The organism is Microcoleus pseudofavosus SVA1_A4, assembly GCF_036700565.1.
Classification (GTDB): Bacteria; Cyanobacteriota; Cyanobacteriia; order Cyanobacteriales; family Microcoleaceae; genus Microcoleus.
Genome location: NZ_JAUBPE010000001.1, coordinates 30,980 through 44,526, shown reverse-complemented (window position 1 = coordinate 44,526; position 13,547 = coordinate 30,980). Strand labels below are relative to the sequence as shown.

Genomic DNA, 13,547 nt, shown 5'->3' with positions numbered 1-13,547 from the left:
CATTCGATCCCCGACTTCTTTAAGAAATCGGGGATCTGGGGGTTCTGTTTTTTCAGGTGGGCTTACTTATTTGGAGATACTAGCGAGAATGCTTTCCATTTCAGCAAGCTCGATCGCCCCGGAGAACGTTTTGCCGTTCATAATAAAGAATGGAGTGCCTTCAATGCCGAGTTGTTGAGCGAGTTGCACGTCTTTGGCAATGGCGGCTTCGGCGGCGGGGCTGTTGCGATCGGTGTTGAATTTATCTAATTTTAGATTGAGTTTTTGGGCGATCGATCCGTACAATGGCTCGCCTAACTCTTTCTGGTTTTCAAACAAAGCGCTGTAATATTCCCAGAATTTGCCCTGCTGCTGGGCCGCCCAAGCTGCTTTAGCTGCTGGCAGCGCTTGAGGGTGAATTGAAGTCAAGGGAAAATGCTTGTAAGCTAAAGTAACTTTGTCCTGGTGTTTTGCCATAAACTGCTTGACAGTATCGTGAGCGCGCGCGCAAAACGGACATTGAAAGTCAGAGAATTCTAAAAGTACAATCTGCTGCGAAGCTGAACCCGTGCTGGGAGAATCCCCGATCGAAGATTTGGGATTAGTTTTCATGGACTGCAAAAATGACTGCTGCGCTGCTTTGAGAGACTGCTGCTGCTGTTGCTGGTACGCTTGTACAGACTCTAAAATTGCTTGCGGGTTTTCGCGGATAACCTGCAAGACTTGCTCTTTCAACTTGGGATCGACTGGATTACCACCGGCTGACTGGGCGGGGGAACAACCGATAAATACCAGGCAACCTGCGAGGAGTGCAGCAAAGCAGAAGGCTTGCTGGCTGCGGAGTTTTCGCCAAATAGTGGATAGGTTCATCTTTTATTTCTCATACACGGCAACACTTAATCCTACATTTAATTTTGCGGAGTGTCAGGTGTACCGCTGTTGAGTGCTGTGCAGCTCTTTTTATATGTGATGAATAATTAGTAAAATTAATTCCGGTTGCATCGGAATTAATTTTACCCGAAATTAGGACACGGCAGTGCCGTGTCCCTACAATTAATCGCGGTAGGGAAACGGCACTGCCGTGTCCTCTATATCATTCCGGCGCAGCCGGAATTGATATAATTGTAATTAACAAGATTTGCAGTCAAGAGTGCAAGTGTTTGCTCGATTATTTGCGGTTGTTGAGCCATTTAGCAGCAACTATTCCCACAATACCCGCCACAATTGGATTTCCCAAAAACTTCATCAAACTCGGCTGTTCGGCCAGCACGTCTCGGAAAATATCCGGGTGATTGTGATAGGTAAACGAGGCCAGCTTGGTAACATCGTCAGCATTCATGCGGCTGGCGTGGTGGGTAGAAAGTCCTAGCTGCTTTTCCAATTGGCGATCGTCCAATCCTCTCTTATCCAACTGCTTGAAGAATTCCCGCGCTACATCGTCGCGTTCGTTCGGCTTAATTTGGGCGATCGCCTTTTGCAATTCCGGTTCCAACTGCGCCGGCGGTAGCGAGTCGTGATTAAGAGAACGGCCGAATAATTGTTTGCGCTGATCCGGCGAAGTTCTCTGAGCAAAATCGTCAAAATTTTCGTACTCTTCACCGGTTGTCTCCGGCATCATTTCTTTATCCCCCTTTGCCAAATCGCTCATGATTTGACTTTTGTAACTATCGCTGCTACTCATGATAACTCTCTTCCAATCTACACAACAGTTTTGTCTATACTTGAGATTGTTTCGCCTTCAAAAAACTGCGGAATATAAAACCGCCGCGCGGCTATTATTAAAGCTTGCTAACCAGGTCAAGACTTGTATTCAATCTGATTTGATTGCTGGTCGTACTTAGCCGTCAAAATCAGTTTTTTGTCAGGAGCATAAACCAAAACACTTACATCCTGACTTGGGAAATTGCGGTGAAAACCTTGGGCTAAAGATTTGGCCAAATCTTTCACTTCTTTAGGGTTCACTTGCGGGGTAATTACAACTCCCAATTTGTTATTGTCGCGCACGTAAGCATCCTGAACCAGACCCTTAGCCGTCTTTGTTACCCATTGACCAAAATCTTGACCTGCCGCGGTATTGCCGCGTTCTAGCTGCGCGTAATAACCCTGACTGCCACCAACTGCTACAGGTACATTAGTCGGTTGTTGGGCTGAAACGCTGGGCGCGCAGGCAGTAGTAACCGCCAGCATTAATACTAAGAGTATGCCCGCAATTATTTTGCGACTCTGCTGCAATAAACTCACCTTTTTTCCTCCGTTCACGAAACAATTTGAATCCTTGAGAGGATCGGGTTTCTAGAGCCTCTCAATTGGTATTAGGCTCAGTCTAGTTTCTTTTTGAGCTCATCTTTTACATCTTCGACCGCGTGACCAGCTTCAGCTTGTGCCTGCTTGGCTTTGCCTTCTGCTTTATCCTTCGGGTCGCCAGTAATATTGCCTAGGGCTTCTTGAGCAGCGCCTTCGATGTTTTTGCCAGTTGCCTTTGCTCTATCTTCAGTGCTCATTGGTTTCTCCCTATCTGTATCTAATTTGACGTTTTTTACTTAAACTCATCATAGGTAACAAGGAGCTACGTTGCACTCTACCTGTAGGAAGAAAGAAGAAAGTTCGGCAACAGATTGTTTGACAGATTTAACGGAGGTCGGGAATAGGGAAGATGGCAACCGATTTAACGGATTTAACGGAGATTGGGAATAAGAACAAGGAATAGGGAATAGGGAATAGGGAATAGGGAATAGGGAATAGTTTTTTTTCAGTCCGGGATAAACTGCGACTTTGATACTTACCGGATTTTTACAGTTTCAGCGGGCTGCAATGAAGTATTTCTGTGAAAAAACTCGTCGATGGTCACCCGTGCGTCCAAGACAATTTTTTTAAACCCAAAAAAATTGAAAATTATAATGTTTTTATTGAATTCTGCTTTGTGCCTTCAAAAGGCGAGTGTGGGCAAGACCGCATCTTACCCACACCCTACAAAAATCGCTATGAGTTTTAATCTACCTTCTGAGGACATTCTGTATCTATTTTGTGCTGAAGTTCTTCTTTCAACTGTTCGACAGCGCGCATAGTTTGAGCATTTTCTTGTTTCTGCTGGCCGAGGGCTTTTTCTGTTTCCTCTCCGAGCAATTTTTCCCTTGATTTTGGTAGCGTTACTTGATTTTCGCTGCCAGGGTGGGTCGCGTTTTCTTCAATACTCATTTGTCTTGACCCTATTGTTGGTTAAATTTATTTTTAACAAGGCTAGTTAGAAGCTAACCTCATACTTATAATAAGGCCAATAACGAAGCCTTCCCTCTGCCTGAAGATAGATAGGGACTGGCTAATAGTTTGTAACTTTACATTAAGAGAAATTAGGGAGACTTCCATCTGCCGGAAGAAAGATATGGGAAAGGGATGAGTGCGTGAGTGCGTGAAATTCTTGATGACTCACAAGGCTATCCCGTGAATGAGTTGGGGAGATGGGAGGAGCGGGGAGGGCGGGGGATGGGGAGAATTTTCTGCGGCGCGCGCATTAAGTGGCAAATGTTGTTGGATGAGGCTCTTTCGACATCCGTAAAAGATGAAGAGAGAAATAGGGGACAGGTTAGTGCAGACTTAAGTCTATGCTGAGAGTTTGACCGTTAAAATCCACAGGGTACAGCAATTCCCCTGTTTTGTGGCGATCGGCTTAAGTAATCTGCTAAACAAGAGTTAGCATCGAGGCTAACTTCCGACAGGATTGAACTAAAATTTCTGTTATTAGTAAAAAGTATCTAAAACCCTATGGGAGCAAGCAGCAGTAACCCCCTCGAAGCAGCCGGTTCGACTCGTGAGCCGATCAAAATAGGCGTGTTGCATTCGCTGACGGGCACGATGTCCATCAGCGAAATTTCTGTGAAAGACGCGACGCTGTTGGCTGTTGAGGAAATTAATGCGGCGTCCGGGGTGCTCGGACGCCCCTTGGAAGCGGTTATAGAAGATGGAGCCAGCGATTTGCAGACTTTTGCTCAAAAAGCTAGGCAATTGCTCCTAGAAACGCAGGTGGCGGTGGTATTTGGCTGTTGGACTTCGGCGAGCCGCAAGGCTGTACTGCCGGCTTTGGAGCACGGCAGCGGGTTGCTGTTTTATCCGGTGCAGTATGAAGGGCTAGAACAGTCTCCGAATATTTTCTACACTGGTGCTGCCCCGAACCAACAGATTGTGCCTGGGGTGAATTACTTGCTGGCACAGGGGAAGCGGAAAATTTTTCTGTTGGGTTCGGATTATATCTTTCCCCGCACGGCAAATCTGATTGTGAAAGCTCAATTGGCGGCACTGGGGGGAGAGTTGGCGGGGGAAGTGTATTTGCCGCTGGGTTCTAAGGAAGTTGACGAGGCGATCGCACATATCTTAGCAGTGAAACCGGATGCTATTCTCAACACTCTCAACGGCGACAGCAATGTGGCTTTTTTCCAAAAGTGGCGGGAAGCTGGCTTGAAACCGCAGGATTTGCCGGTGATGTCGGTCAGCGTAGCAGAAGAAGAAGTGCGGGCGATCGGGCCAGAAAATATTGCCGGACATTTGGTGGTTTGGAACTATTTTCAAACGGTTGATACACCGGAAAATCGGAAATTTGTCAAGGCTTATAAAGCCCGATACGGGGAAAATCGAGTCACGGATGACCCGATCGAAGCGGCTTATTTCGGCGTTTACCTGTGGAAGCAAGCAGTAGAAAAAGCTGGTTCTACAGATGTGGTGAAAGTCAGGGCGGCTGCTAAAAATATGGAGTTTGCAGCGCCTTCGGGCAAGGTCAAAATAGATACCCAAACGCAGCATACCTGGAAAACAGTGCGGATTGGCAAGGTGAAGTCGGACGGTCAAATTGAGGAGATTTGGAATTCGGGCGCACCGGTACAGCCAGATCCTTTTCTAAAAGCCTATCCTTGGGCGGCGGCATTTGCTCCGAGGCATATTTCTGTGGGAACTCGGGCTTCTTTGATCGGGCTGTTTGTCATCTTGGTACTGATAACTTGGATGGCGGTGGGAGTCGGGTGGATTGGTGCTGTGGAAATGAAGAACTATTTGCTGGCAATAGAGGCTGCCTCGGCTCCGGCGGGGGTTCCCGAGGCAGCAATGGGGGTGCTGGTGCAGCAAACTCTCTTTGTGGCGAGCCGCACTCAGCACTGGCTGCTGGGGGCTTTGGTTTTGAGTTCGATCGCGGGGATAGTGGCTTTTGTGTCGGTGTCGGCAATTATTCGGAATCTCGGCTTGCTGCGGAAAACTGCGTCCATGATGGCGAGCGGTGATTTGACGGCTCGATCGCCTGTTGTTTCTAATGACGCGATCGGGGTGCTATCTTCTACTCTCAATACAATGGCTCAGCAAATTAGCAGTTTGCTCAACGGTTTGGAAGTGCGGCAGCGGCAGCTAGAGGAACGATCGGGCGAATTGGAAGTCGCTAAGAATGCTGCGGAAGCTGCCAACCGGGCGAAAAGCACATTTTTGGCAAATATGACTCACGAGTTGCGGACGCCCTTGAATGCGATTATCGGCTACAGCGAGCTGCTGCAAGAAGAGGCGATCGAACTCGGCGAAGAAGAGTTTGTGATGGATTTGGCAAGCATTAATATGGCAGGCAAGCAGTTGCTCAACATTATTAGTGACATCCTGGATATTTCTAAAATTGAAGCAGGAAAGATGACTCTTTTCTTGGAGACTTTTGAGGTGTTGAATTTGATCGAGCAGGTTGTCACTACTGTTCAACCCATGCTAGGGAAAAATGGCAACACTTTGATCGTCAATTGCGATCGCAATATTGGCACGATATACTCCGATTCGTCGAAGCTGCGGCAAGCGCTGTTGAATTTGGCGAGCAATGCTGCTAAGTTTACCGATCGAGGCAAAATTACGATTAATGTTTGGAAGGAAGAAGGGGAAGTTTTGCCGATCGACAATTCCGAAGAACTCCCGGCAGTTCGTTCTCGGTGTCCAAATCCTTCGATCGTGTTTCAAGTCACCGATACCGGCATCGGCATGACTGAGGATCAGGTGTCGAGGCTGTTCGGAGCTTTCGCCCAAGCGGACAATTCGACTACCCGCAGGTACGGCGGCACCGGTTTGGGGCTGACAATTAGCCGGAAGTTTTGCCAGATGATGGGCGGGGACATTACGGTTGAGAGCGGGTTTGATTGCGGTTCTAGTTTTACGATCCGGTTGCCGGTTGCGGTTAAAAGCGAGAAAGAAGTTGCGCCCGATCGAGAAATCGCAGAAATGCAGGCCGAGTCTTCCCTGGAGTTAGAAACGGGTGCAGCGGCGACAGAAGCGAAGCAAAAAGAAGTGCGATCGCAACCGCTGGATCTGCCCGATGCTGCTACTGTGCTGGTGATTGACGATGACCCGGATGCACGGGATTTAATCACCCGCTGCTTGTCGAAACAGGGATTTCGGGTGCGATCGTCGGCTAGCGGTCAAGCGGGGCTTCAGTTGGCGTCTGAGTTGCTGCCGGATGCGATTACTCTGGACGTGATGATGCCGAGTATGAACGGCTGGGCGGTGCTGTCGGCGTTGAAAGCCGATCCGGATTTGGCTGATATTCCGGTGATTATGTTGACTTTTTTGGACGACAAAAATCAGGGTTTGGAATTGGGAGCGGCGGAGTATTTGGGGAAGCCTTTGGATTACAAGCGCTTTGCTGCTTTATTGAGCAAATATCAGCGATCGAGAGATTAGTTATTAGTTATTAGTTATTAATTATTAGTTATTAATTATTGGTTGTTAGTGGCAGATAAAACCAAGAAATAACAACAACTAACAACTAACAACTAACAACTAACAACTTAATCTAAGAATCCCATTAAGGTCGAGCTATCGTCAATTTCGTTTGAGGCAATGGGGCGGTTTCCTCCCATTGTGGAGTAAACTTCATCAATGTGCAGAAGGCTGACGCCAATAGGGCGGGCACCGGACATACTGAACATTTCGCTGACTTGCATGGCGCTAGAGCCGATCGGGCGTCTTCCCACTGTCCCCACCACTTCCAAGTCGCTGGATTCCACCGGGCGATTGGCTACAATGCCGTAGGTTTCGCTGATGTGCAGGGTGCTGGTGCCGATCGGGCGATTCCCCGATATCGAGACGGTCTCGCTGATGGTAAAATCGTCTGGGCCGACGGGGCGGTTGTCATGCAGGTGTTGCGGCTGATAAAGTTGAATTCCCGCTGATTTTGCCTCTGCGGCTGCTGTCGCTTGGTTTTTGGAACTTGCTTTGCCGCGGCGGGCGATCGCATTGCCTTTATCTTTGGGGCTGAGACTCATAATTTTTTTCCTCTTGATTATTGGGCTTTGATTGCTGGGTTCGGAAAGCCTCGGACTGTCCAAGCTTTTTTTCTGGGCTTTCTGCTTTCTATTTCGATCGATGTTAAAATAATATTATAAACTCTAACCAATTGATTAACTAAATTGCAGAGTCATCGGATTTTTGTTAAAATTTATTAGTAATAGCTACATTTTCCTATGGTAACTGCGGCAGCATCTTTTCAATTGCAAGCGCCCTTCAAGCCCACAGGCGACCAACCGCTAGCGATCGAGCAACTCGTCAAAGGCATCCAAGCGGGCGATCGATTTCAAACCTTACTCGGTGCCACAGGTACGGGTAAAACCTTCTCCATTGCCTCGGTGATTGAAAAAATCGGCAGACCCACTTTAGTCCTAGCACACAATAAAACCCTGGCAGCCCAACTGTGCAACGAACTGCGAAATTTTTTCCCGAACAATGCAGTCGAATACTTTGTCAGTTATTACGACTACTACCAACCTGAAGCATACATCGCCGTCACCGATACTTTCATTGAGAAAACGGCAGCAATTAACGACGAGATAGATATGCTGCGGCACTCAGCAACGCGATCGCTCTTTGAACGCCGCGACGTAATTGTAGTTGCTTCAATTAGCTGCATCTACGGTTTGGGAATGCCCGCAGAATACCTGAAAGCTGCTATTCCTTTGCAAGTAGGAATGGAAGTCAACCAGCGGCAAATATTGCGAGATTTAGTTAACGTCCAATACAGCCGCAACGACATAGATTTAGGCAGAGGCAAATTTCGCGTCAAAGGCGATGTTTTGGAAATTGGCCCCGCTTACGAAGATAGAATTATTCGGGTTGAATTCTTCGGGGATGAAATTGATGCCATACGCTACGTTGACCCCGTAACCGGTAAAATCCTGCAAAGTACAACCGCTTTAAATATTTATCCAGCGCGCCACTTTGTCACGGCAGAAGATAAATTAGAAGCTGCTTGCCAAGGAATAGAACTCGAATTAGAAGACCGACTGGCAGAATTTGAAAAAGAGGGTAAACTATTAGAAGCTCAGCGGATAGAACAGCGCACCCGCTACGATTTGGAAATGCTGCGCGAGGTAGGTTACTGCAACGGAGTCGAGAATTATTCGCGGCATTTAGCAGGGAGAAATGCCGGGGAACCGCCAGAATGTTTAATTGATTATTTCCCGAAAGATTGGATGTTGGTGATAGATGAATCTCACGTCACAGTGCCGCAAATTAGGGGAATGTACAACGGCGACCAAGCGCGCAAAAGAGTATTGATCGAACACGGTTTTCGCTTGCCCAGCGCGGCAGATAACCGCCCTTTAAAAGCAGAGGAATTCTGGGCAAAAGAGAATCAGTGCATCTTTGTTTCTGCTACGCCTGGGGATTGGGAAATTGAGATTTCTGAAGGAAGAGTTGCCGAACAGGTGATCCGCCCGACGGCAGTAGTCGATCCGACGATTTTCGTGCGCCCGACGGAGGGACAAATTGATGATTTGTTGGGGGAAATCAAGGATAGAGTAACTCGGGACGAGCGAGTTTTGGTGACGACTTTAACCAAGCGGATGGCAGAAGATTTAACCGAATATTTGCAGGAAAGGGCGATTAGAGTTCGGTATTTGCACTCGGAAATTCAGTCGATTCAACGCATCGAAATTATCCAAGATTTGCAGGATGGTAAGTTTGATGTATTGATTGGCGTTAACTTGCTGCGGGAAGGTTTGGATTTGCCGGAAGTTTCGCTGGTGGTAATTTTGGATGCGGATAAAGAGGGGTTTTTGCGATCGGGACGTTCGTTGATTCAAACGATTGGAAGGGCGGCGCGGCACGTTCAGGGACAGGCTATTTTGTACGCGGATAATTTGACGGATAGTATGGTTAAGGCGATCGACGAAACCGATCGACGCCGGGGGATTCAGCTAGCGTACAATAAGATGCACGGGATTACGCCGCAGCCGATCGCCAAAAAGCGATCGAGTAATGCGATTTTGGCATTTTTGGATGTGTCGCGCAAGCTGAATTCTCAGCAGTTGGAGGAGGTTTACGAACAGGTAAACGAGTTATCTTTGGATGAGATTCCTCAGTTAATCGGGCGGTTGGAAGCGCAGATGAAGGCGGCGGCGAAGAAGTTGGAGTTTGAGGAGGCGGGTAAATTGCGCGATCGAATCAAGCATTTGCGCGATAAGCTATTGGGACATTAAGGAAGAGTGGGAGGATATGATGTTCGATCGCATTACCTTCGATTAGAAACAACGGAGGACACGGCAGTGCCATTTCCCTACCCGAAAATAATCAATCTTCCTCAATCAGAGATGTAACTATCGCCCTATTAATTGTAGGGACACGGCACTGCCGTGTCCTGATTTCTTTGGGAGACAGCAATGAGCAAATTTCAGTTATTGGATGCAGTGACTTTAACCGAAGGAGTCGCCCTCGCTGATGGCGAGATTGCACCGCCACAAACAGCCGGGACAATTGTTGAGGTTTTCAAGAACGGTGAAGCTTATTTAGTAGAATTATTTGGCGGATGGGTGAAAGCAGAAGTTGGCGGGGATTTTGTGCCTGCAACTCAGGATGAACCGGGCGCATTTATGGAAACGATTGGTGTTGAAACAGTTTATCCGCATCAGTTGCAATTAGTAAAATCTGCCAGCGAACTTATGGGAGTTCGAGAGCGTTTACTGTCGGTTTTAAATAATTTACCTGACGAGTTAGTGGCTGAAGTCTGCGATTTTGCGGAGTTTTTGCAGGAAAAACAGCAAAAAGTGCGTGAAGCGAAGCTATCCCGTAGGGAATCGTATTAAGCATCTGCGCGATAAACGTTTAGGTAATGAAGGGATAATTCAAAAGCCAAACATCGCTTTTAGTCCATTTGCGATCGGCTGATACTCTTCTGCGGTTAAATCTCCTCGGTAGCCCAAAACACGCTTTATGTCCACAGCACGTATTTGATCCAGCAACACTGTAGAGTCATAGCGTATGTTTCCCATTCCAGCCTGAAGCTGCGGATATAGCGTTGAGTTTCGTGCCGCCCAATCTCCTTGTTGTGTCGTCAAGGGAACGACTATTACCAGCGAAAACCGCGTTATTCCTGTGACATTTGGCAAAGCTACAATTACGGCAGGTCGAGTGTTTTCCTGTTCGCGACCGGGGGGAATTTGAGCCGGGAAGTTAACTAACACTACAGCCCTCACCTGCAAAAAATTAGGTAGCTGACTCACAAATTTTCTCTACGTTTTTATTGCCAATGCCGATCGGGTTTGTTTCTTGAATGCGCCACGCAGCATAGGCTATAACTTCTTTAAAGTCTTCTTCTTCAAGTTCTGGATAAGTTTGGCGTATTTCTGCTGTAGAATAGTGAGACGCTATCATTGAGATGATAGTTTCAACAGTTATGGGTAAGTTGCGAATGCAAGGTTTTCCCGCCATGAATTCTGAATCGGAAGTAATTCTAGTAAATTGCTGGATATCTTCTTTGCTATTGGTTGCACTTTCATTGTCCAGAATTACCATTCCAACTCCCGGAATAAAACGCACAGGCTTTGTGCCTTCGAGGGGGTCTACATCTCCCCAATCATAGGGGGGAATTTCATTATCGACGAGGTAAAGTTGACGCCAAGGCGATTTTGCCAATGCTTCCTCGGAAATGTCAGGAAAAAATATTAGCACTTCTGCGATACCAACTGGAAAACCATTGAGTTTGCTCAAGCCATCTATAATGGCGGCTAAGACGGATAAGTCTAGATGGTTGAGCTTTTCTGCTTTTTCGATCAGTTGGTATACGGTTTCAGGATTGAGTGTTTCGCCCACAGCTTCGACTAAGTTTTCGGGGGTGAAACCTCGACATTTCAAGTATTCGGCTAGTTGTAAGCGAATTGTACTCATGGGTTTAGTTGAGAAAGATTTTAGGGTGAAGTGCGATCGCCTTTGACCATTCTTTTATTTTATGGATGGAAAGGGCGATCGTACTTTTGATGAATTTACCTACATCCCTGTTTAATATTCGTCATCAAAAGAGTCTTCAATCGAAAGACCATCTGGCGAACAGGGATCTACTCGTTGTCGCAGTTCCAGGTTCCGATCCTCCAATGAATCTACCTTTTGTTGTAGTTCAAGGTTTTCATCTTGTAACTCATCTCGCTCCTGTTGCAGTTCGAGATTTTCATGGTCTAGGTAGCTCAGTTTACCTTTAATTTGTTGATTCTCAATTTGAAGCAATTCGATAGTTTTGTCCTTTGCTTCCATTTTTTCAAGCAGAATGCGGTACAAGTTTGCTTGAGTAGAGAGTGCTATTTCAAGTTGCTCAATGAGTTGTCTGTTTTCAGAAATTAGGATGTTAGCCATTAGCTTCTTTGACTAAGTGTTGGGTGGATTGATACTCGCAATTGCAACAAGTAGATTAGATACAGCTAAGCCAGCCAGTAAGCTGACTGGCTGCTGTCTAGGCTATTTTGTTCTCAGTTAATTTCCTGCTTGGGAGAGTGCTGAGCAATCCACCCGCGAATCTCGTCATTAGCCATACCTTTGAAGTATGGTCTGTCTTTTATACCTTGACGCTTGGCTAGGTTCAAGGCGAGCGCCACAAGCCGAGACTCTGGCTGTGTCTGTTTTTGACCATCTTGATGGAGCTGATAAACCAGATAAGCTAGCTCCAAACCACGAGGATGCTTAGACAGCTTGTCTAGTAGCAACAGCGGATTTTGTGTTATCATGTTTTTGACTGTTTAAAGAACAAGAGAATCTTTCAAGTGACCTGATGCACACCAGCGCAGCCACTCTAGGATTCGATATTACGAAAAATAGAAAACATTAGAAAGTCCTTACACCTGAGAAGTGTTGAGACTTAGCGTCCTTACACCTGAGAAGTGTTGAGGACGCTTTTGCTTTGTTTTCTATTTTAAAACTCTAACACCTTTTATCTAAATTTGCAACTTCGTGCCGAAGTTGGCAGCAAACTTAAAAGTTAGGTGCATGATCGCAAAGGTATTCCCATTATCGTAGATACCATTGTAGATCCTTAAAAAAAACTCTATAATATAATAACCAAGCTTACGCATTAAGTGCATACTAGCTACGCATCAAATACATATGCTATGATATGCACTTAATGCACTTGTACTTATGCACTTAAAACATATGTCGGTCGATAAAAATCACCCAGATGACGGGAGAGACTCGGATCAGTTGCCAATAAAACAAATAGACCCAGAAAATGTGGAATATCTTAAAAATGTGTTCCCAAAAAATATGTTTACAGAGAAAAGCAACCAAGATGAGGGGGAAGACTCGGATGAGTTGCTAATCAAAAAAACAATCCCAGAAACTGTTGATGACTCTTTTCAAGAGCCCCAGCCACCCACAAATAAAAATTATAAAAATGACTTACAACCCTTGCCAGTTGTCCATTCTGACCTTGATGAGTACGGCTTAGACCCCTATGAATTCCGACTCTATGCCCATGTAGTTCGCAGGACAGGCGGAAAACTCACAGGTGAGTGTTTCGCTAAACTGAAGAAAACAGCAGAAATCTGTCATATGAGCGTCAGAAAAGCCCAATATGCCCTAAAAACTCTGTGTGATGCGGGTTTAATACTAAAGGAACAGCGTAAGGGACGTACTGACGTGTACAGACTAACTCCCAAAAGCAACTGGAAACCAAAAGAAGAACTCAAGCAGATTCGACAGAAAGCCAAAGAGTCTAAAGTTGAGGACTCAGAAGAAGAGTAAAATGCCAACAAGCTAAACCGTGGTACGGGCGTCTCGCCCGTACATCATCTGCGGTTAAAATATTCGTAGGATAAATTAAGAGTTAGGTGCGATCGTCCTTAACACCCTTAGTTTAGGGGTAATAATTAGGGGTAAATGTGAGGGGATAAATTAAGAGTTAGGTGCGATCGCCCAAAACACCACCAAAACCAACTACTTACTCAACACCACAGCATCCGTACTGCTAGCAAAAGCCGGACGAATAAACTCCTCCTTCTCTTCCAGCGTGATGTAACCCTTATCTACAGCTAGCTGCATCACTTCCTAAAGAAAACCTCTCAGCACATCTAATACGTGAGTGCGATCGCATTCAAAAACCTTTTCCTAACCAGAAGTTTCAAACTTCCTCAAATAGGAGTTACGCAGGAGAACTCAGAAACCGGGTTTTTTGGGCTAATACTTCGTAACAGCCCGCAGATGCAGTAAAAAACCCGGTTTCTTTGGCGGAGTGCGTAAGTTCTATTTATGTAATTTTCGCATATTAAAGTGGTAAGTTGGGCGAAGTGAAACGTAGGGTTCTTTAC

General features: G+C 46.2%; 14 protein-coding genes. 4 read left to right on the top strand and 10 right to left on the bottom strand.

Annotated features, from left to right (window positions below; translation table 11 throughout):
• Nucleotides 1-66 precede the first annotated feature (66 nt).
• The 5 genes from QUA02_RS00235 to QUA02_RS00215 all read right to left on the bottom strand — a co-directional run bounded on the left by QUA02_RS00235 (nucleotide 67) and on the right by QUA02_RS00215 (nucleotide 3,174).
• Nucleotides 67-849, bottom strand: coding sequence for a DsbA family protein (locus tag QUA02_RS00235; RefSeq protein WP_333024374.1), 783 nt, complete (start codon nucleotides 847-849; stop codon nucleotides 67-69).
• Nucleotides 850-1,147: 298 nt separating this feature from the next.
• Nucleotides 1,148-1,660 carry a hypothetical protein gene (locus QUA02_RS00230; RefSeq protein ID WP_333024372.1) on the bottom strand — a complete coding sequence of 171 codons (513 nt, stop codon included), beginning with the start codon at nucleotides 1,658-1,660 and terminating at the stop codon, nucleotides 1,148-1,150.
• Between the two features lie 116 nt (nucleotides 1,661-1,776).
• Entirely contained in the window at nucleotides 1,777-2,220 is a 444-nt protein-coding gene (locus QUA02_RS00225) for a hypothetical protein (protein ID WP_333024371.1), read from the bottom strand.
• Between the two features lie 77 nt (nucleotides 2,221-2,297).
• On the bottom strand, nucleotides 2,298-2,480 hold the full coding sequence (locus QUA02_RS00220) for a CsbD family protein (RefSeq protein ID WP_333024370.1): 183 nt from the start codon (nucleotides 2,478-2,480) through the stop codon (nucleotides 2,298-2,300).
• A 487-nt stretch (nucleotides 2,481-2,967) separates the two neighbouring features.
• Nucleotides 2,968-3,174 (bottom strand): hypothetical protein, encoded by a 207-nt coding sequence (locus QUA02_RS00215; RefSeq protein WP_333024369.1) that lies wholly within the window; start codon nucleotides 3,172-3,174, stop codon nucleotides 2,968-2,970.
• Nucleotides 3,175-3,738: 564 nt separating this feature from the next.
• Between QUA02_RS00215 and urtA the strand changes: the two genes are divergently transcribed.
• The gene (urtA, locus tag QUA02_RS00210; protein ID WP_333024368.1) at nucleotides 3,739-6,663 is read left to right on the top strand and encodes an urea ABC transporter substrate-binding protein; all 2,925 of its coding nucleotides are present in this window, start codon (nucleotides 3,739-3,741) and stop codon (nucleotides 6,661-6,663) included.
• A 107-nt stretch (nucleotides 6,664-6,770) separates the two neighbouring features.
• Here the strand turns inward: urtA and QUA02_RS00205 are convergent, their stop codons facing one another.
• Nucleotides 6,771-7,247: a hypothetical protein gene (locus QUA02_RS00205; RefSeq protein WP_333024366.1), complete on the bottom strand. Its 477-nt coding sequence runs from the start codon at nucleotides 7,245-7,247 to the stop codon at nucleotides 6,771-6,773.
• 198 nt (nucleotides 7,248-7,445) lie between these two features.
• Between QUA02_RS00205 and uvrB the strand changes: the two genes are divergently transcribed.
• Together uvrB and QUA02_RS00195 are read left to right on the top strand one after the other, a co-directional pair.
• Entirely contained in the window at nucleotides 7,446-9,458 is a 2,013-nt protein-coding gene (gene uvrB, locus QUA02_RS00200; protein ID WP_333024365.1) for an excinuclease ABC subunit UvrB, read from the top strand.
• 180 nt (nucleotides 9,459-9,638) lie between these two features.
• The gene (locus QUA02_RS00195; protein ID WP_333024363.1) at nucleotides 9,639-10,061 is read left to right on the top strand and encodes a DUF2281 domain-containing protein; all 423 of its coding nucleotides are present in this window, start codon (nucleotides 9,639-9,641) and stop codon (nucleotides 10,059-10,061) included.
• A gap of 39 nt (nucleotides 10,062-10,100) precedes the next feature.
• On the opposite strand, the gene QUA02_RS00190 is transcribed toward QUA02_RS00195, so the two are convergent.
• From QUA02_RS00190 to QUA02_RS00175, 4 genes are all read right to left on the bottom strand, one after another.
• On the bottom strand, nucleotides 10,101-10,478 hold the full coding sequence (locus QUA02_RS00190; protein ID WP_333024362.1) for a type II toxin-antitoxin system PemK/MazF family toxin: 378 nt from the start codon (nucleotides 10,476-10,478) through the stop codon (nucleotides 10,101-10,103).
• Nucleotides 10,462-11,142 carry a DUF433 domain-containing protein gene (locus QUA02_RS00185; protein WP_333024361.1) on the bottom strand — a complete coding sequence of 227 codons (681 nt, stop codon included), beginning with the start codon at nucleotides 11,140-11,142 and terminating at the stop codon, nucleotides 10,462-10,464. The genes QUA02_RS00190 and QUA02_RS00185 overlap by 17 nt, the downstream gene beginning before the upstream one ends.
• Nucleotides 11,143-11,253: 111 nt before the next feature.
• Entirely contained in the window at nucleotides 11,254-11,601 is a 348-nt protein-coding gene (locus tag QUA02_RS00180) for a hypothetical protein (protein ID WP_333024359.1), read from the bottom strand.
• A gap of 113 nt (nucleotides 11,602-11,714) precedes the next feature.
• The gene (locus QUA02_RS00175; RefSeq protein WP_333024358.1) at nucleotides 11,715-11,969 is read right to left on the bottom strand and encodes a hypothetical protein; all 255 of its coding nucleotides are present in this window, start codon (nucleotides 11,967-11,969) and stop codon (nucleotides 11,715-11,717) included.
• Between the two features lie 409 nt (nucleotides 11,970-12,378).
• Here QUA02_RS00175 and QUA02_RS00170 point away from each other — a divergent pair, with 409 nt between their 5' ends.
• A complete protein-coding gene (locus tag QUA02_RS00170; protein WP_333024356.1) occupies nucleotides 12,379-12,984 on the top strand; it encodes a hypothetical protein in 606 nt (201 codons plus the stop codon).
• Nucleotides 12,985-13,547: the final 563 nt, after the last annotated feature.